At 66.6% G+C, this 18,283-nt stretch carries 17 protein-coding genes and 3 pseudogenes; 4 read left to right on the top strand and 16 right to left on the bottom strand.

Annotated elements, in window-relative coordinates; all coding sequences use genetic code 11:
* Positions 1–297: 297 nt before the first annotated feature.
* The 6 genes and pseudogenes from AB0H36_RS42445 to AB0H36_RS42420 form a co-directional block, all read right to left on the bottom strand.
* On the bottom strand, positions 298–1,743 hold the full coding sequence (locus tag AB0H36_RS42445) for an amidase family protein (RefSeq protein ID WP_360536792.1): 1,446 nt from the start codon (positions 1,741–1,743) through the stop codon (positions 298–300).
* 41 nt (positions 1,744–1,784) lie between these two features.
* Positions 1,785–2,327: a DUF302 domain-containing protein gene (locus AB0H36_RS42440; protein WP_360536790.1), complete on the bottom strand. Its 543-nt coding sequence runs from the start codon at positions 2,325–2,327 to the stop codon at positions 1,785–1,787.
* Positions 2,328–2,398: 71 nt separating this feature from the next.
* Positions 2,399–2,731: pseudogene (locus AB0H36_RS42435) on the bottom strand (sigma-70 family RNA polymerase sigma factor); the annotation flags it as partial.
* A gap of 144 nt (positions 2,732–2,875) precedes the next feature.
* The gene (locus AB0H36_RS42430) at positions 2,876–3,079 is read right to left on the bottom strand and encodes a hypothetical protein (RefSeq protein ID WP_360536788.1); all 204 of its coding nucleotides are present in this window, start codon (positions 3,077–3,079) and stop codon (positions 2,876–2,878) included.
* A 16-nt stretch (positions 3,080–3,095) separates the two neighbouring features.
* On the bottom strand, positions 3,096–4,115 hold the full coding sequence (locus AB0H36_RS42425) for a redoxin domain-containing protein (RefSeq protein ID WP_360536786.1): 1,020 nt from the start codon (positions 4,113–4,115) through the stop codon (positions 3,096–3,098).
* A gap of 123 nt (positions 4,116–4,238) precedes the next feature.
* On the bottom strand, positions 4,239–5,441 hold the full coding sequence (locus tag AB0H36_RS42420) for an epoxide hydrolase family protein (protein ID WP_360536784.1): 1,203 nt from the start codon (positions 5,439–5,441) through the stop codon (positions 4,239–4,241).
* A gap of 265 nt (positions 5,442–5,706) precedes the next feature.
* Here AB0H36_RS42420 and AB0H36_RS42415 point away from each other — a divergent pair, with 265 nt between their 5' ends.
* The gene (locus tag AB0H36_RS42415; RefSeq protein WP_360536782.1) at positions 5,707–5,985 is read left to right on the top strand and encodes a glycoside hydrolase family 15 protein; all 279 of its coding nucleotides are present in this window, start codon (positions 5,707–5,709) and stop codon (positions 5,983–5,985) included.
* Positions 5,963–6,844 (top strand): glycoside hydrolase family 15 protein, encoded by an 882-nt coding sequence (locus tag AB0H36_RS42410; protein ID WP_360536780.1) that lies wholly within the window; start codon positions 5,963–5,965, stop codon positions 6,842–6,844. The genes AB0H36_RS42415 and AB0H36_RS42410 overlap by 23 nt, the downstream gene beginning before the upstream one ends.
* A gap of 8 nt (positions 6,845–6,852) precedes the next feature.
* Here the strand turns inward: AB0H36_RS42410 and AB0H36_RS42405 are convergent, their stop codons facing one another.
* From AB0H36_RS42405 to AB0H36_RS42360, 10 genes and pseudogenes are all read right to left on the bottom strand, one after another.
* Positions 6,853–7,404, bottom strand: coding sequence for a helix-turn-helix transcriptional regulator (locus tag AB0H36_RS42405; RefSeq protein ID WP_360536819.1), 552 nt, complete (start codon positions 7,402–7,404; stop codon positions 6,853–6,855).
* A gap of 353 nt (positions 7,405–7,757) precedes the next feature.
* Positions 7,758–8,411, bottom strand: a complete 654-nt coding sequence (locus AB0H36_RS42400) for an MBL fold metallo-hydrolase (RefSeq protein WP_360536778.1) — start codon at positions 8,409–8,411, stop codon at positions 7,758–7,760.
* Positions 8,408–8,536 (bottom strand): hypothetical protein, encoded by a 129-nt coding sequence (locus AB0H36_RS42395; protein ID WP_360536776.1) that lies wholly within the window; start codon positions 8,534–8,536, stop codon positions 8,408–8,410. The genes AB0H36_RS42400 and AB0H36_RS42395 overlap by 4 nt, the downstream gene beginning before the upstream one ends.
* 566 nt (positions 8,537–9,102) lie before the next feature.
* Complete coding sequence (locus tag AB0H36_RS42390; RefSeq protein ID WP_360536774.1) at positions 9,103–9,573, bottom strand: VOC family protein; 471 nt, start codon at positions 9,571–9,573, stop codon at positions 9,103–9,105.
* Between the two features lie 172 nt (positions 9,574–9,745).
* Positions 9,746–10,255, bottom strand: coding sequence for a hypothetical protein (locus AB0H36_RS42385; RefSeq protein WP_360536772.1), 510 nt, complete (start codon positions 10,253–10,255; stop codon positions 9,746–9,748).
* A 779-nt stretch (positions 10,256–11,034) separates the two neighbouring features.
* A pseudogene (locus tag AB0H36_RS42380) lies at positions 11,035–11,829 on the bottom strand (transposase); the annotation flags it as partial.
* Between the two features lie 689 nt (positions 11,830–12,518).
* A complete protein-coding gene (locus AB0H36_RS42375; RefSeq protein ID WP_360536770.1) occupies positions 12,519–12,857 on the bottom strand; it encodes a GntR family transcriptional regulator in 339 nt (112 codons plus the stop codon).
* A gap of 54 nt (positions 12,858–12,911) precedes the next feature.
* Positions 12,912–13,127: pseudogene (locus tag AB0H36_RS42370) on the bottom strand (site-specific integrase); the annotation flags it as partial.
* A gap of 1,051 nt (positions 13,128–14,178) precedes the next feature.
* A complete protein-coding gene (locus AB0H36_RS42365) occupies positions 14,179–14,724 on the bottom strand; it encodes a flavin reductase family protein (RefSeq protein ID WP_360536817.1) in 546 nt (181 codons plus the stop codon).
* A gap of 111 nt (positions 14,725–14,835) precedes the next feature.
* On the bottom strand, positions 14,836–16,047 hold the full coding sequence (locus AB0H36_RS42360) for an acyl-CoA dehydrogenase family protein (protein WP_360536768.1): 1,212 nt from the start codon (positions 16,045–16,047) through the stop codon (positions 14,836–14,838).
* 548 nt (positions 16,048–16,595) lie between these two features.
* Between AB0H36_RS42360 and AB0H36_RS42355 the strand changes: the two genes are divergently transcribed.
* Together AB0H36_RS42355 and AB0H36_RS42350 are read left to right on the top strand one after the other, a co-directional pair.
* Positions 16,596–17,396, top strand: coding sequence for an alpha/beta hydrolase (locus AB0H36_RS42355; RefSeq protein WP_360536766.1), 801 nt, complete (start codon positions 16,596–16,598; stop codon positions 17,394–17,396).
* A 19-nt stretch (positions 17,397–17,415) separates the two neighbouring features.
* Complete coding sequence (locus AB0H36_RS42350; RefSeq protein ID WP_360536764.1) at positions 17,416–17,934, top strand: pyridoxamine 5'-phosphate oxidase family protein; 519 nt, start codon at positions 17,416–17,418, stop codon at positions 17,932–17,934.
* Positions 17,935–18,283: the final 349 nt, after the last annotated feature.

Below are 18,283 nucleotides of genomic sequence, written 5' to 3'. Positions count from 1 at the left end.
GACTACTCGGTGATAACGACTGTTACAACCGGGCTGGGGAATGACCCACGTGGGTTCGCGGCCTGCCGAGTTTCGACTAGTGTTTCGTAATTGAGATCGTTTACATGGTTTGGTGTTACTTCATGCTGGTTGGCACTGGTGTGGGTTTGACGCGGGAGCAGCGGCCGAATCCGGCATTCGCGCCGGCGACGATGGTTGTTCTTCCCTGGAGTTGCATGTCGTGAAGCTCTTTCGTTTCAGGTAGTCGATTTGTGGTGTTAGGCCGGTGCACCTCGTGTCGAGCAGCACCAGTCAGGGTCAGGCGGGTGCGGGCAGCGTGCCGAGAACGCTTTCGACGTGGAGTGCCAGGGCAAGAAGCTCTTGGTCGTGGCCGTGTGCGCCGTTCAGTTCGATCCCGATCGGCAGTCCGCTGCTGGTCAGCCCTGCCGGAAGACTGATCCCCGGGATGCCGGCGCCGCTGGCAGGAACCGTGTTCTTGGACAGGAAGAGATGCGTCACGGCTTCACCTGCGACGCTGAACTCCCACTGGTCAGCGATGGCCGGCGCGGGCGCAGGGGTGGTGGGGAAGATCAGGGCGTCGAAGCCGTCTCGTGCGAACACATCACCGAGCCGCTGCTGCAGCTTCGGACGGTCGACGGCGAGAGTGGCGGCGTACTCCTCATCCGAGAGGTAAGCGGGGGCGCCCGGCACGACGGTGGCGCTCCACACTGCGTGGAGTTGCGGCTTGAGTCCGTTGTAGACGTCGTCGAACGAAACCGGGTAGTCGTTCTCGCGGAGGAACTGGGTCACGGCCTGCTGCGTCTCACGGAGGAACAGGTTCCACGCCGTCCGGTCCGCAATGTCGGAGAAGTCTTCTCCGAGGTCGATCTCGACCACTTCGGCGCCGGCGTCGCGCAGGCGGCGCACGGTCTCCCAGAACTGCTGCTCGACGTCGGGATCGACGAGCTTGAGATAGTGTTTGGGGGCGTAGGCGAATCGTGCACCAGTGAGGCCAGAAGCTTCAGACGGGGAAACGATCGCGCTGCGCCCGACGATCTGGTCAACCAGGATGCAGTCCTCGACGTTGCGAGCCAGGAGCCCTGTGGTATCGAGCACATGTGAGACTGGGGCCACTCCGCCGCGCGGCCACCGCCCGGTGGTCGGCTTGTAGCCGACGATGCCGGTCAAGGCCGCGGGGATCCTGATCGAGCCAACAGTGTCCCCGCCGAACGACGCCGGCACGATACGAGCGGCGACCGAGGCGGCCGAACCGCTTGAGGATCCGCCTGACAGGTGGTCCCGCTTGTACGGGTTCAGCACCTGTCCGTACTCGTCGTTGTGGCCGGTGACCCCGTACGACATCTCGACGAGGTTGTTCTTGCCGAACACGATCGCCCCGGCGGCTTTGACGGCGGTGACGGCCTCGGCGTCCGCCTCGGGAACGAACTCCTTGAGGGCCTTCAGGCCGAGCGTGGTGGGAAGATCCCGCGTCTGGTAGCTGTCCTTGATTCCCACCGGGACACCGAGCAGGGGTGCCGTGGAGCCCGCGGCGCGTGCCTTGTCAGCAACGTTGGCCGCCTCGAGCACAGCCGATTCGTCGATCGTGATGAACGAGTGGATATCCGAGTTCCTGCGTGCTTGGCGAAGGAGTGCGGCGGCGTAGGACTCGGCGGTGGTGTCGCCGCGGCGGATCGCGGTGGCGGCAGCCGCGACGCCGAGCTCTACGAGCTGGGTGTCGCCGGCTCGTGCTGTGTTAGCGAGCATGATTTCTTCCTCTGGATCGTTGTGGGGCCGATTCGTCGCGGTCACTGGTTCACTGGACCAGCGAAGAGCGTGTCGGGTACGGGCACATCGAGGACCTGGAGCAAGTGGATGACTTTGCGGTCCAGTTCTTCCCCGACAGCCGTGATTTCCGGGGTGTCGAAGCTGGAGAACCGAGTGCTGGGCTGATCGATCGAGAACCGAGTGATGCCCAACTCGTCGCGATGGATCGCTGCCCGCAACGGGGCGTAGAGCATCACTGCCGGATCGTGCCGGTATATCCGCTCGGCGATGGTGTGGTTGCCCATCAGGTAGGAGGAGCAGTCACCGGCGTCCCCGGCGAGCTGCATGGTCTCGCCGACGTCGGTGCTCCAGAACCGCATGAAGCCGTGCGGGGCGTTCTCCGCTGCCGCGCGGAGAACAGTGTCCCAGTCGGCCCGGTCGGCGCGCAGCCGCTCCATTCGCTTCGTGTCCAGCACGGGCACGACGGCCTCGTATCGAGCACGGAAGTCCGCGAAGGACGCTCCGGTGTCGATCGACCAGCGGACGACCTGATGGGGGACGGAGATGAAGGTCTGGTCAGACATTCGGTGCTCGCTCCTCTCGAGTTCGTGGCAGCGGCCCCGGGGCCCCTGGCCAAAGTAAAATGGTCGCGCAGTTGTGCGCGGGCGCGGTGCAGCCGGCTGGCGACCGTGCCGCTCTGAATGCCGAGCCTTGAGGCGACTTCGTCGTACGTCAGGCCGTCGACATCGTGCAGGACGACGGCGGCCAGGGCGCCAGGGCTCAGTTCGTCGAGCGCGGACCGCACATCGGCGTCGAACATTCGGTGCTCGAGGTCCTGGTCGGGAGCCGGGCTAGTGGTGATGTGGAACGCGTCGGGGAGTGGTTCGAACCGGATGCCGTGGCGTCGTCGTACCTGGTCGAGGAACAGGTTGCGGGTGATGCGGTACAGCCAGCCCTCGAAGGTCCCCGAGGTGCAACCGTGCAGCACGCTCGGTCGTTGCTGATGCGATCGTCCATGGCTGTGACTCTCGGGAGCTGGTACGGCGGACGGGCGCTGAGTGAACTCGGAACGCCCGCCCACCGGGTTGGTGGATTTCTGGCCGCACTGCCTCTGGTCGGGCAGACATCGGACCTACTCGATCTGTTCGGCGCCGGCCGGGCCGGGGATGGGGTCATTGGTGATCCGCAGCCCGGCGAACCGCCGGTCCATCGCCGCGGCGTATCGGTCCGCGGCCGCGGGTGCGGCGATGAGCTCGGCGATCACGTGCACGCCGAACCAGACCCGCACTCGCCGCCGGGTGTCGGCGGTTGCACCGCCTGGAACTCGATCTGACATGGCCGGATCTCCTCGTCTATCCGAACGTGAATGCATAGGCCTGGGCGCCGGGATCGAGGAAGGTGATCTCGAACGTGCGGTCCTTGATTGGACCGGACTGCCGAACGAGTTGGTACAGCCGCTGCTCGGCAACTGTCCCGTTGCCTTGGTGGTCGACATCGACTCCTTGAGCCGCGCCGGGCGGTTGTCCGTCGATGAGCAGGCGGAACCGCACCGACGCTCCTGGAACAGCGGGGCCCATGACGAGATGAAGATCCCGGGCGTGAAATCGGCAGGTGATCCGCGCGTCCGCCGCAGCCGATGTGATGGCTTGTTCCGTCATCGTCCACGCACCCGACAAGGCCCAGTGATTGGTTCTCAGCGCAGCGGGGGCCGCATAGGTGTGGCGCGTGCCCGGCACGGGGCCGCCCGGAGATGCGAAGTTCCGGGTGCGTTCGGAGCCGGTGTAGGTCTCCGGCGATCGCAGGCTGGCCCAGTCCGCGGCCGCCTCGATGCCTTCGGCATCCACCGGCGTCGATCCATGACCGTCTCCAGCGGATCCGGCCTCGGCCAGCAGTTGCTGGATGACCCTCTCGGACTGGCGATACTCACCTTCGCCGAAGTGCTGATGCCGCAGTAGTCCGTCGGCGTCTGCGAAGTACAGAGCCGGCCAGTAGTGATTGCCGAAGTCGCTCCAGACCGCGTACTCGTTGTCGAGCGCGACCGGGTAATCGATCTTCATCTTCCGCATCGCCCGGCGCACATTTTCGACGTCGGTCTCGAACCCGAACTCGGGGGTGTGTACTCCGACCACGATCAGCCCATGGCCGGAGTACTTCGCGACCCATGCCCTCAGATAGGGAAGCTGACGGAGCCAGTTGATGCAGGTGTAGGTCCAGAAGTTGACCAGGACTACCCTGCCGCGCAGCCCGGTTGCCGTCAGCGGCGGTGAGTTCAGCCATCCGGTCGCGCCGCCGAAGGAACGCAGCTCTCCCTGGACCGGCAGCCGGCTCGTCTCCGGGCGCAGCCCAGCAGGGTCGGGCGATCGTGCTGGCATGACATACCTTCCTTAGCTGGAGTACGAGGTCGCCGCACGACTCGGCGGACCGACCGGCTCGGGTCGTGCCACCAGGTCGTCCCGCCGAGCGAGTGCGACGACCGACAGTCGGACTGTTGTCGTCTAGCGAAGCGATCGGAAGCCGGCGCGCACCTCATCAACAAAGAGGCGCGGTTGCTCCCAAGCGGCGAAGTGACCGCCGACGGTGAGCTTGTTGTAGTGGACGAGGTTGGGATACGCCTGCTCGGCCCAGCTTCGCGGGGCCTGGTAGAGCTCGTCAGGGAAGGCGCTCACGGCGACTGGAATGGTGACGCCCTTGACGGCGAAGAACGAGAACTTGCTCTCCCAGTAGAGCCGCGCTGCGGACACGCCAGTGTTCGTCAGCCAGAAGTGGGTGATGTTGTCGAGGACGTCATCTCGGCTCAGGCCCTCGGGCACGCCGTCGAAGCTTCGGGAGATCACCGCCAGCGACGCCGCGTCGTGGTCGAGCATGAAGGCAGCCAGTCCGACGGGCGAATCGGCCAGCGCGGTGAGCGACTGCGGGCGATCCCCCATCAGGTAGGCGTAGTGGGCGTGCTTGTAGAAGAAGCTCAGCTGGTCGCAGGCAGCCTGTTCGTCATCGGGGAGGCCTGATGGCGGCTGACCACCGGCGGCGAGTGCCGCGTCGAGCTCGGGCGGGACCGTGCCGGGCATGTTGGCGTGGATGCCGACCAGCTCCGGTGGCGTGTCCAGGGCCATCAGGTCGACGACGACCGAACCCCAGTCGCCACCTTGCGCGACGAACTTCGTGTAGCCGAGGCGCCGCATCAGGTCGACGTACGCCCGGGCGATGCGGACCGGGCCCCATCCGGTGGTGGTCGGCTTGCCGGAGTAGCCGTAGCCGGGCATAGAGGGGATCACCACGTGGAACGCGTCTGACGCCTCCCCACCGTGTGCTGTCGGGTTTGTCAGCGGTTCGATGATCTTCAGTTGCTCGACGATGGAGCCCGGCCAGCCGTGGCAGACGAGCAGCGGCAGCGCGTCCTCGTGCTTCGAGCGGATGTGGAGGAAGTGGATGTCCAGTCCGTCGATCTCGGTGATGAACTGGGGCTGGGCATTGAACTGCGCCTCGCACTTGCGCCAGTCGTACTCCGTTGCCCAGTAGCGCGCAAGCGCCTGGATTGTCGCCAGTGGGGTGCCCTGCGTCAGATCGTCGACGGTCTCCTTCTCCGGCCAGCGGGTGGCCAGGATGCGGGCACGCAGGTCCTCCAGATCCGTCTCGGGCACGTCGATCCGGAACGGGCGGAGCTCTGTGGCTCCGGCTGGGGTTTCAACCGTGAGAGCCATGTGGTCCTCCTTGGTTCGGGGGCGGTAGTGGTTTTGCGGATGCTGTGAAGCCTGGCGTCGCGGTGCTTTGCTTCGCACCCGTACAGGCACTGGGCCACCCCCTGGGTGATCCTTCGTTTCGTCCCAGGGTGCAGCTTCGAGCTCGGCTCACACCACGCGGCGACGGCGGGAGGGACTGACCGGTTCCGCGGGGGCGCGGCGGGACAGGACCCGGGGCAGGTACCTGCATGTCGAGCCAGGGGAGCCGGGCCAGGACTTGGTACGGGTGCGACGAGTGCCGTCCGCCACCGACGCTTGCGATCGCTCCGACCGGCAGCATTCTGGCTGCTGCCACCACCTGCCCGAGACGATCGGTGGTTCCCGCAACTGGGACTACCGGTACTCCTGGTTGCGCGATGCCACCTTCACACTGCGAGCGTTCCTTGCCACCGGTCATCTCGAAGAGGTGGCAGCCTGGCGCGACTGGCTGGTCCGCACCGTCGTCGACAAGCCTTCGGACTTGCAGATCATGTACGCCGTCGATGCGCACCGACCGCCTATCTGAACAGGTTCTCGACTGGCTCCCGGGGCATGCCGGCTCCGCACCTGTCAGGGTAGGGAACGCCGCAGCGACCCAGCAGCAGAACGATGTCTGGGGGGAGGTGCTCGACATCCTCGCGGCGGCTCGCGACGCCGGTGTACCGGATGCCGTGGATCAGGCGAAGCTGGAGCGGGCTCTGCTCGACGAGAGCGAAGTCCACTGGCGGGAGCGCGACCACGGGCTTTGGGAGGTGCGGGGTCCACGGCGGCACTTCCTGCACTCCAAGCTGCTCTCGTGGGTAGGAGTCGACCGGGCCGTCGAAAGCCTTGAGCAGCAGGGAATCGGCGCGCCGCAGCGGCTCAGGGACTTACGCGGTACCGTCGCACGGGAGATCCTCGATCGCGGCTACCGCCCTGGCCGTGGCGCCTTCACTCAGTCCTACGGCTCCGACCGGCTCGACGCGGCTGTGTTGCTGATGCCGCGCTACGGTTTCATTCCGTGGCATGACTCCCGCGTCATTGCCACCGTCGACGCGATTCAGCGCGACCTCACCCATCATGCGCTGGTACGGCGGTATCTCGTCGACGATCACGCGGTCAACATCGACGGCGTGCCCGGATGTGAAGGGACCTTCCTGGCCACGTCCTTCCGGCTTGCAGACGCACTGCACGGCATCGGCCGCACGGATGAGGCCGACGAGTTGTTTGAGCGTCTGCTCGCGCTTCGCAACGACGTCGGCCTGCTGAGCGAGGAGTACGATTCAGCGACGGGGGATCACCTCGGCAATACGCCCCAGGCCTTTAGCCACGCAGCGCTGATCACGACCGCACTCACCCTGAGCATTGCGCCGGCTGTGCACGGAGAGTCCAGCTTGGTTGCGTAGCCGTCTGCCTAGTCCTGGGCCATCGCCGTTTCCGGGTTGTCGAGCGCGGTGGCCAGCTCGCGGCGAGAACGGATCCCGAGCTTGCCGAACACGTTGCGCAGATGCCATTCAACGGTCCGCGGGCTGACGAAGAGCCGTGCACCGATCTTCGGGTTGGACCGGCCCTCGCGTGCCAGCAATGCGATCTGCCGCTCCTGCGCGGTGAGGTCGTCGCGCGTCTCCAGCGTCCATTGCGCACCTTCTCGCCGGTGGCCCGGAGCTCGTCCCGAGCGCGCTCGGCGAAACCTTCCATCCCTATTCCGGTGAGCATCTCGTGGGCTGTCCGCAGTGCTGCCCGCGACTCGACCTGCTGGTTCTCCCGGCGAAGCCACTCGCCGTACAGCAGGTATGGGCGGGCCAGCTCTGGACGCAAACCGGTACGGCTCAGCCGCTCGATCGCTTCGCGATAGAGGTCGGCTGCGGTCGCTCCTCCACTCACCACGCACGACAGCGTGCCTCGATCCCGAGCGCGATGTCGGTGCCGCAGGGCTGTGTCGTCTCCGCGAGCTGCGCCAGCGCATTGCGTGCCCGCGAGGTGTCGCCGTTGTGTGAGGCCGCCTCGACCAGTTCGGGCAATGCGGAAGGAGCCGAGGCGTCGTGGTGGTGGCTTCGGCCTCCCGTCCTTGCAAGGCGCGAAGCCTCAGCAGGGTGTACGGCGTGATCGGGCTTCCGATCGCGGCCGCGACGTTGTCCACCTCCGAGATCAGGGCGGCCGTGCCCGCGAAGTCACACGTCCAGGGGAGTGCTAGACCTACCTGTGAGAGGAAGAGTGGCAGTTGCGCCAGTGCGCCCGCGTACCGGACGAGCTGGACCTGGCGGCGGGACAGTGTCAGAAGTCCTTCGATATCCCATACGACGGCGCTGGCGGCCGCGGTCATCCACCCCCACCGCAGCAGGTCCTCGATCGAGATATTGCCGAGCACCTGAGTGGCTCGTTGCAACGTCGGCGCCGCGGCGGCGTGGCCGTCCCCTGCGCCTCGGATCCTTCCGCGGCCGCCGTCGCGATCCCTAACCGGGCGGCCGCACGCCAAAGCAGGCGCGGATCGCCGACCGGTTCGGCCGCTGCAAGCATCAATAGACGACGCGTGGGGTCCTCGAGCGGGGCGAGTCGTCGTACGAAGCTCTCCTCGATCCGTCCGGTCAGCGCCTGCGCTTCGAGCAGACCGAAGCCGCCTGCCAGTTGCGTCGCTGTCAGCCCGCGCGGCAGCTCGAGCAGTGCGAGCGGATTTCCCCGGGTCTCGGCGATGATCTGATCCCTGACCCGCTCGTCCAGGACGAATCGCACAGCTGAACTCAGCAGCATCCGCGCTTCACCGTCGGGTACGCCACCCAGCTCCAGCGCACTCGAGGCGCTGGGCGGTGGCCCGCTGCGCGTACCGGGGTGCGCTTTCGGGCAGATCGACATGGCACCGGAGTGGTCGGAGTGGTGGTGGCTGTAGACCACGTGCGTGATCGGCTTCCTGGTGACGCGGTCGATGGCGCGCAGGATGTTGTTCCCCAGCGTCGGTGGGGCGTCGATGGCGATCACGCTCTCGTGGTGACGACGAACATGGTCTGGTAGCTGCCGTCGCCCAACCAGAAGATGCCCTCGGCGATCTCGTCCATCACGTACCCCGCCGCCGGCACCTCCGGACCTTTCGCGATCTCGGGCACAGGGGCGGTCGGAGCCTCCCTACGGCGTCTGGCTTCCTCCGAGAAGCTCAGCGCGACTGCGGTTTCACCGCTGCTTGCAGTGGCAGTTGACATGTCCTCCATGTGGTTCTTTGTCGGGAGCTCGCACGGCGCCAACGCCCGGTCCCGCGGGTTCGAAGACTCGCGGCCGTCAGACGGTGCTTGCACGGGCTCCCCTGCCCGGCTGGTCCGGGCCTGTGGGTGTTCGAGAAGTTCAGCGTGTGGCGTCGCGCGCCGTCGTCGCGCCCGGGGATTCCCGGGCGTGACTGGCCCGGTTCCTGGCCTTGTGAGCCAAGACCTTGAGCCGCAGGCCGGAGAGCCGCACGCGTTGGTGCTCAGACGCGGCCGGAAAGCCGCTGCGTGATCTCCTGCAGGATCCAGCGGTTGCCTTCGATCGTCGCTGGTCAGGAGCACCTTTCAGTTCATCAACACGGCCTCAGCATCAAGAGCCGTGAAAGCGCCGGGCTAGGTCGGGGCTAGGTCACCCTTGGGCAAGACGCCTTTGACACTCACAATGCTTACTGCAAAGGCGCGGTGGTGACGGCGGGTTAGTAGGTGATCCTGCCGGGGATGCGCTCGGTGACCTCTTGGAGGACCCATGTGTTGCCGTCCGGGTCGGAGAACGCCGCCTGGCTGACGTACGAGCGACCCTGGGGGTCGCGCCCGGGCTCGGGCTCCCCGCCCGGGGCGGCGTGGAAGATGTCGCCGATGTCGATGCCGCGGTTTCGGATCTCGGCGTGGGCGGCCTCGATGTCGTCGACGATCAGCAGCAGGCCCTGCAGCGGTGGACCGGCGAGCGGGCCGAACTGGACCGACGCCGGGGAGCCCGGCGGGGTGAACTGCACGCCGCGTACGTGTTCGGTGAACTGGAAGTCGATGTCCAGCTGCCACCCGAGGCGCTGGTAGAAGTCCTTGGCGCGGTCGAAGTCGGTGACCGGGATGCGCGTCACCTCGAACTTCAGGGGCACTTGGGCCAGGTCCTGTCCTTCGGGCGGCGACGGAATGCTGTTCACAGTCATGTTGGCTCCTTTTGGGGTGGTAATCGGGCTTTGGTGATGCTGATGGCTGGCGCGCACCGCACCGCGAGGCTGACGTCTCGGGGGTGCTGACCGCGCAGGATAGGGCAGGGGGTAACTGCCGCACCACCGTCCGAGATCGATGGCCCTACTGGTCGTGTTGCCGGCGTGGATGTCAGTTCAAGACGTTCGCGCTCCACAGCTGGTTTTGGCCGACGTGGTCCGGGTTTCCCCGCAGGCGCTGGATTTTGATCTGGGGCACCTTCTTGTGGGCCGGGTTACCTACCAGCGTCATCGCGAACGGGTTTTCGAAGTCGGTCGTGTTCCCCATGATGATGGGGAAGTACAGGGGGCCGGTGGATGGCGAGTCGGTGGTGTCGAGGATGAACACGGTCGACCCTGGGGTGTCGCACGGCTGCAGTGTGAGGCCCGCGTTCTGGTACGGCATCCCCGGGAGACCCGAGCAGAGGCCGGTGGGCACGCCGTTGGGCGCGTATTCGAGTTGCACCGCATCCAGGGGGCCGTACTGTGCGTTGATAGCGGCGGAAACCATGCCGATCTCGTAGAAGGACGTCACCGACCCGGCGACCCTCACGATGATGTCGCCGGCGGGGTTGGTGGTGCTCGGAGGCGCCAGGATCGCCGGGGTGCCCACCGCGGCGGTGCCGCCATACACGGTCTCCACGAACCGAGGGTTCGTTGGGGAGCCGTACCTGGCGCTGTAGACCTGGATGCAGTGCGGGCTGCACTCGGGCGTAGCGGCGTTCGCTGGGACCTCTGCCACAGCGCCTGCAGCGCAGAGGAGGAGCCCTGCCATCGTCGCGATCGTCAGTTTGTTCTTCAGTGAAGTGCTAGTTCTGGTCCGCATACCAGGTACCTCCGGGTCTGAAACCGCGTGAATGGCGGCTGCTGTCGATCATCGGCGACAACCCGCTTGATCGGCCCCTGGGGATACCCTGGTCCGAACACTGGTTCTGGTGCGGACAGTTCGCGTCGCGTGTTGGCGGGAGCGCGCGCGATGCATCGCGGCGCCACATCGGCGTACGTCGTGCTGGGCCCGCCCGTGCAGAGATCCCGCCTTTCCGCCCTCCTTGACTCAGCGGCGCAAGCCCGCAAGTTGCGATGCAGATGCAGTGCCCGTGTGTCGGGGACTGAGCGCCTCTACGGCGTATCCAATGGCGGCTCGGTTGGGGGATCCGGGTGCGGTTCATTCGGCGCCAGCCAGTGCCGAACGGTTCTCCAGGGATCGGCATCTCGGTTCCGAGTTCCGTCTCGAAGACCCTGCCGAGCTGATCACGGTCCGGGTTTCTGACCACGACCAGCTGCTGGAGGGCATCGTCGCTGAGTTGGGTGTGCGCAGCGTCCTAGACGTGCCGTTGACCACCGGGGGCGGCCGCAGAACTGACCTGCGTCCAGGTGCGCAGTCCAGGCCTGCTTCGGGATTCGCGGCAGCGTCTGGGCGAAGTCGTCGGGCAGGGTGAACCCGACCGAGTACGAGAACCGCTGCGCAACGACCCAGTCGAGGAACTCGTGGGTGCAGCCGGCCGCGTCGGCGCGGATCAGCACCTTGCACCCAGGCCGGGTTCCCGGCCGGTGCCCGGGGAGTTGTTTGAGGGCGTCGCGGACCACACTGATGTGGTCGGCGGCGGTGTTCGAGCCGGCGTTGCCGGGCCGCAGCAACACCGCCAGCGGCTCGCCCGACCCGTCGGGTCCGTGGTCGACGAACGCGCACAACGGGTGGAATCCATAGCCCCGCTTGAAGGTTGGAGCCGCGCCCTGCTTGTCCGAATGCGCACCCCACCAGCGTGGCGTCGGTATCGACGTTCAGTGGGTCATCGCCATCGCGGTCGGCGTTCGGCGCGTGATCGCCGGCCAGCGCCCACACCCGTGCGCGAGCAGCCGCCCGGGCGACATCGATCGCCTTCAGCACTCGCCCGACGTCACCTGCGAGTGCGTCGATCGTGCGGAAAACCGTCGGATCCGACGCGACCGGACCGAACAGGCCCGCCTCGCCACGCAGTACCGCGATGTCGGCCAGGCAATCCCTGCCCAGCCCGAGGGTGATCGCGAGATCGGTGACATCTTGGCCGGGTCGTGCCGGGCCAACGGTTTGCGCCACGGCGCCAACACCCGCGACAACTCCACGCCCAGGCCGCTGGCCCGGACCGCTTCGGTGAGCAGCACGCCACCGGCCTGCGACACCACACCGGATCCCGCAGCATCTACCCGAACACGCGGATACAACCCGGTGGTCTTCACGTAGAAGGCCGGCGGCGCGTCGCCTCAGACCGCCTCAGCCGGTCGGCGACGTCGGCCGAACTGACGCGCCATTCTTGTTGAGGTGGCCACGACCCAAAGATGCGGCGTGCCGGAGGCAGCTGCCTTGACGATCGCGCCGGATTCGCCGGGGCGTTTGTCCTTGGCGTGTACGGCACGACGATGAGGTTTCGACGTCCGAAGCGTGAGCGCCGACCGAGCTGACTCATCCCGGCGGGCTCGTACCGGCCCCGTGCCCTAACGAGAGCAGGCCAGCGGGCTCGACCGGTCACTCATGGGGTGCCACCGACCGAGCTCAGGCTCAGCGATCTACGTTCATCCAGGCGAGAGCGCCACAACCGCGTGCAGGGTGGCAGCCGGTACACCGCCCAGCTCGTCGCCGCGACCCGTTGAGCCAGCGGTGGCCGGCGGCGGTGCAGACCGCCCCTGATCATGGGTCGGAGTGGGCCAGCGGACGGGGGAGTTGTGGTGGCGGCGTGGAGCCATTCGTGGAGCGAACTGCCCGATACGGATGAGAGATACGGGCACCGGAGTTAGGTTCTTTGCAACGAATCAGGCCTGAAGACGCAGATGTGGCGGCGACCTTCCTCCTCGTAATGAGAAGGTCGTCGGTTCGACTCGTGCTCCGTTCGTCGATCCCCGACCTGTTGACCGCCTCGCCCAGGCTGCCGCTATGACGTTGCTGTCGGCTTGAGTTCGGTGACGGAGGCCAAAGGCGGACCGTCGCCGGCAGCAACCTTCGCACGCTTCCCGCGGGACGCGGTTACAAGACCTGCCGTCACCAGCAGTGCCACCGCGCGGTGGGCCGTGCTGGCGGCGACGCCGTACCGGGCGGCGAGAGTCTTCTCAGGTGGCGACGGGTCACCGTGAGTCAGAATGCCGGCGTCAATGGCGCCGCGAAGATCGGCCGCAATGCGCTCGTATGGCTTCAGATCTTCGTCCGTGACATCGGGTACGGCCGACTTCGAGGTAGTAGCTTCATGTGCCGCCGGTGGTGCAGGGAGGCGCACGGGGGTCACTCCAGCTGCGCGCTGGTCTGCTTCGGACCACCAGGCCGTGTAGACCCGCAGCGTCGTGGTGCCGCCGCCTGAGTGACCCAAGGGGCCAGCTGCGGAGCGTACGTTGTATCCCGCCATGATCAGCTCGGTTGCGTTGTAGTGGCGGTGGTTCTTGAGCTCGGTATCGATCCCGAGTCGCTTCGCGAGCCTCGCATAGCGTTTGCTGGCGGAGTCCGGATGCAGCGGCCGACTTCCGTCCGGCGCTGAAGAGAAGATGTACCCGTTCGGGGTCGAATGAGATGCCGAGCTCGGCGGCGCGCTGGCGGCAGCGTGCTTCGTGTTCGTCTAGGACTGCGTCGGGCTCAGGGTCCAAGACGATCCGTCGCTGTTGATGCGTCTTGGTGTCCTTCACCTCGAGCTGGCCGGCGTCGTTCACGAAGATCGAGCGCCGGATGCCCTCCACAACGCAGACACCCACGTCACAGCACCCTCTCGAAACCTGAGCTTGAGGGAACTTTGTTCTAGTGACCCAAGCGACATTCGCTGACTGTCAAGCCTGCTACACGCACGGCTATCTCGGCGGCCCGTGGCCAAAGGCGGCCTGAACTCGAACGTGCACTGATGTGCGCGGCCAGACTTGCTGCAGCGGTTCGCCGGGAGGTGAGCCGCCAACAGATGCGCGACATGTGTGCGCTGACCGATCTGCGACAGGCAAGATGTGTGGCGGCCATCTGGGACGCCGGACAACGCACGTGCTGTCAGGACGCCACAGGCCGACATCTCATGGTCATGAAACCGCTCCTGGCCGTGATGGAGGGCCTCGGTGGGTGAAGTCCGGGCGTGGTGCACTCGGGGCCGCAGGCAACCATTTGACCCCTCTCGCCGACCACGGGGAGGTGCTTGAAGCCACCGTCAAGAGACGGCAGGAGGTCTTACCTGGTGGTAACTCAGTTCATCAAGCGAAGAGTCTGGATCCCGGTTGGCGCCGCGATCGTCGTGCTGGCGGCGGAATCGGCAGTAGCGGTGGAAGCGGCTACTGGCGCGCCGCCGCGCGCAACTCGATCATCGTGCGTACGGGCCGGCGAACGGCCGGTAGCCGTAGTACCCCTGGACGTCCTCGTCAGCTGCGTCGTGGACGACACCACCCACGAGCTCGCTCAGCACTCGCCTGCGCATCCGGCCCGCCGACGCGTACGGCTGACACGTTCTTCGACAGCTCCGGCCTCCGGTTGATCGCTGGGCTGAGCTGGTTGCCGTCGGTGTCCAAGGGAGACGCGGCATTCGCCCATGCCGGTGGGCCGCAGACGCGGTAGAGCCCCGCTGGGCGAGGCTCCTATGCAGTCTCCAGAGCGCCGGTCAGCGAGGTCGCGGACAGACAGAATCCGCCGTCGTAGAACAGAAGCGGCTGATCGACGCGTTCGGCTGATCCGCCGACGACGGTGCCTACCAGCAGCATGTGATCGCCGCAGGGCCACGCCTGCGCAAGTATGCAGTCGATGACGGCGAGCGAATCGGGGACAACAGGTGACCCGGTCACCAGGGTGGATTCGCAGATCCCCGCGAGCCGCTGGTCAGGCGTTCGCGTCTTGTCCGCCAAACGGGTCGCCAGCTCGCGCTGCTCGCAGCCGAGCACGTTTACGGCGAATCTGGCGGCGGTGAGGATCGTCGGCAGGGTCCGTGACCTGCGGTCGAGGCACACCAACACTTGCGGCGGGCGCAGCGACACCGAGGTGAACGCGTTCACAGTGATGCCCTCCGGGCCGTCGGGTCCCGGACAGGTCACGATAGTGACGCCGGTAGCGAACCGCCGCATCAACGTCCGGAACCTGTCGGGATCCACCGCGGGCCTGTCCGAGGTGCCGCAGGTTGCTGCGGGCATGGTGTCCACCTCTTGGATCGTGGGTCGGCGTCGCGGAAGGGTCGGGAAGATGCAGTCGCTCTCCAGACCGACTAGCGGCCGTCCCGTGGATGCGTACTGCGGCTGGCGCCGCTAGAAGGCAACGACGGGGAAGTCCGGTGGAACCCCGAGACACACTTGCCCGAAGGTCCCATAGCGCTGCTCAGAGGCGAAGACGTGATGTCGCATCGTCTGGACGTCCCGGAAGCAGCGTTCCAACGGGCTGGTGGCTCGAAATGCCGTCGTTCCGGCGATGCTGCATGCGAGCTCCACCGCCTGGACCGCGCTGCTCATCGCGTGGGCCATCGCGAGCAGGAGCTCGGCCTTCTGCTCCAGCGAATGGGGCTCGCCGTCGATGCATCGCTGCCATGCTTGGCTCAGGGTGTGAAGGAGCAGCAATCGCCCCGAGCGCAGGATCGCTTCGGCTCGGCCGAGCTGGGCTTGGGCCGAGGCGCGTTCCTTCAGCGGGCCGCTCGATGCCACTGGGGTCTTGGTCCGGGCGAGCTCGGTCACCTCGTCGAGGGCTCGTCGCGCCACCCCCAGCATCGGGGTTGGGATACCGCCGGCCGCCGCGCCGGCGATCGGGAGTCGATACAGCGGACCGCGATAGTGCGATCCCGGCTCGAAGTCCGGCAGCCAACACAGGAAGGTCCTGGACTTGGGTACGAACACGTCGCTGACCGAGATGTCGTTGCTGCCCGTGCCCCGCATCCCCATGACGTCCCACGTGTCGATGATTTCGCACTGCTCGCTGGGGAAGTAGACCATGCGTATCTCGGGGCCACCAGCGGCGGAGTCGTCTTCGTCAACAAGCACCGTCGACGAGATCCAGTCGGCGTCATAGCAGTTGCTGACGAACGGGGCTCGACCGGAGATCCGGTAACCGCCGTTGGTCGATGTCGCCTGCAGGGGGCGGCCGAGCTGTGCGGCGATGAGGATGTCCGCTCCGCGGCTGTAGATCGCCTCGGCCCCCTCGTCGGGCAGACGCGCGCAGAACCAGGCCCAGTCCAGGGGATTCTCCAGGCTCCACGCGGCCGCTGAGTCGTGGCGTCCGATCTCCTCCACGACAAGGGCGCGGGTGACGGGGTCGGTCTCCAGCCCCCCGAGCGAACGGGGAGTGCTCATTCGCAGCAGACCCGTCTCCCGCAAGGCATCCAAGACGGGCTGGGACAGGCGCCGTTCCCGCTCTGCTTCCTGGTTGTGCTTGTCGATGATCGGCGCGATCTGTCGCGCCGCGGCGATCAGCGAGGAGTCGGGTTCCCAATGCAGGTCGCGTGTTCCTTGTCTCGCGGTGATCCCGGCCATCACCATCAGCTGCCGTTCGCCGCAGCGATGTTCGGGTTGCCGAGGAAGACGTTGTCCGGGTCGCTCGGACGACCGCTGTGTCGGCTGGTCGGTGCTCTCATTGCTCCTCCTCGATGCTGGACAAGTTCAGCCCAGCACCGGTGGACACCGACGTGAAGTCAAAGATCTGGACCTCGAAGCAGGGACTCCGGACTTCCCTGCGGGTGAGAGGATCGCGACACTGAAGTGGCCAAGCCCTACGGGCCGCACTGCTCCATCGCCCCGGGGCGCGGAGATCCTTGCCGAGGGTGGACGCCGCTGATCGTCCGCCACCCGCATCTGAGCTGTGGCACCCTCGGCGCGATCCTGGAGGGCGCGCCCGGGCTCTCTCACGCCGTGCTCGCTCAGCGGGCTCAAGCAGCTCCCTTTCGTCTGTCGCTGGACGGGGCAGTGTGGTGACGGGTGTCCGAGTGGTTCGTCTTACGGTCCTGTTATGGGCTGGGCCGGGTGCTTGACCCGGTCGCAGCATTGGCGATGAGCTTGCTTCGGGGGCTACCCGAGGAGTGCCGATGCCGACGGTGAATGTCAACGGGGCCGAGCTCTACTACGAGATCCGCGGTGCGGGCCCGCCCGTCCTGCTGATCATGGGAGGAACCGGAGACGGCGGCCATTTCGACGCGTTCGCCGAGCAGCTGGCCGACGAGTTCATGGTCATCAGCTATGACCGGCGTGGCAACGGGCGCAGTCCCGCGCCCGACAACTGGCAGACGACCTCACCAGAGGAACAGGCCGACGACGCCGCCGCGCTGTTGAACGCGCTCGGCACCGGCCCCGCAGCAGTGTTCAGCACGAGCAGCGGCGGCAACTTCACCCTGTGCCTGCTGGTTCGGCATCCCGAACACGTGCGCGGCGCAATCCTCCACGAGCCGGCGCTGTACGCCCTGCTCGACGACTTCGACACAGTTCGAGCCCCGGTACGAGCCATAGTCCCAGACGCGATGCAAGCCGGCGGACCGCCCGCCGCGGTGGAGCGCTTCTGGTGCTACATGGCCGGGGACGACGGCTGGAACCGACTGGCTCCTTCCCTCCAGGAACGCCTCCTCGCCACCGCCGGCACATTGTTCGGCGTGGAGCTCAGCACCTACGAGCTGTACCTGCCCGACGATGACACCTTGGCCGACGTGGGCACTCCGCTCCACCTACTGGTCAGCGAGAACGGCCCGCCCGTCTTCGCCGAGATCACCCGCCGCTTCGCCAAGCGGCTCGGCCTGGATGTCGCCACCACCCCGGGAACGCATGCGACCTATCACGGGCACCCGCACGAGCTCGCCACCCGCATCCGCCCATTCCTACACGAAGTCACCCGGTGAGATCGCAGGGAGAACCAGCATGGACTCGCCAGCACTGACCGATGCCAAGCAGGTCTACCGAGCCCATCCGACCGATGCCGAGGTCGCTGAGGTACTCGCGATGCGAGAGGTGGCCACGGTCGGCACGCTCAACGAGGACGGTTCCATCCACCTCGCGTACGTGGTCTTTCTACACGAGGCCGGCCGGCTCTACTTCGAAACCTCGTCGGTCACCCGTAAGGCCCGCAACGCCGCCGGCCGGGGTCACGCGTCGATGCTGGTGCAAGGCCGTGCCTCGACCGGTACCAGCCTGATGGTGGCGGCCGAAGGCGATGCCGCGGTCATCACTGGACCACGCGCGCACGAGATCAACGAGCGGTTGCGCGCCAAGTACATCCGGCCGGAGGCGCTCGGCGGGATCAACCAGGCCTGGGGACCGATCGACGACATCGCGGTCGAGATCGTGCCGCGGACCTGGCGGTCCTGGACGTCGTCGCCGTTCCGCACACGCACCCAGCGGTACCTGACCGAGAACTACCTCGATGTCTGGCTGGATTAGGCCGGTTCCAGGGCGCGAGCCCGCCGCCGGGCGCGTCCTCGGACGCGACCAACAGCGCCACCTCGATCCGCCGCGCTGGCCGAGACTTGCCGCGCGCGTCGATACCGAGTTCTTGAACCCGCGGTACGACGATTCGCGCGCCTAGTCGAAGGCCTGATTGCGGATCAGGACGGGAGTCGTCGGCGCGGGGACGCTCACCGGACCGGACTCGTAATGAGAAGGTCGTCGGTTCGATTCCGACAGGCGGCGCCACTCTGATGCGATGAAGGAGCGGGGCCTCCGCTCCTCGTGGGTTCCCGGCGGATGCTGGGGTTGCTCGCGTTTCACGACGAAGGAGGCCCCTGATGGA

The organism is Kribbella sp. NPDC050820 (assembly GCF_040653975.1).
Taxonomy (GTDB): Bacteria; Actinomycetota; Actinomycetes; order Propionibacteriales; family Kribbellaceae; genus Kribbella.
This window is presented reverse-complemented; position numbering and strand designations above follow the sequence as displayed.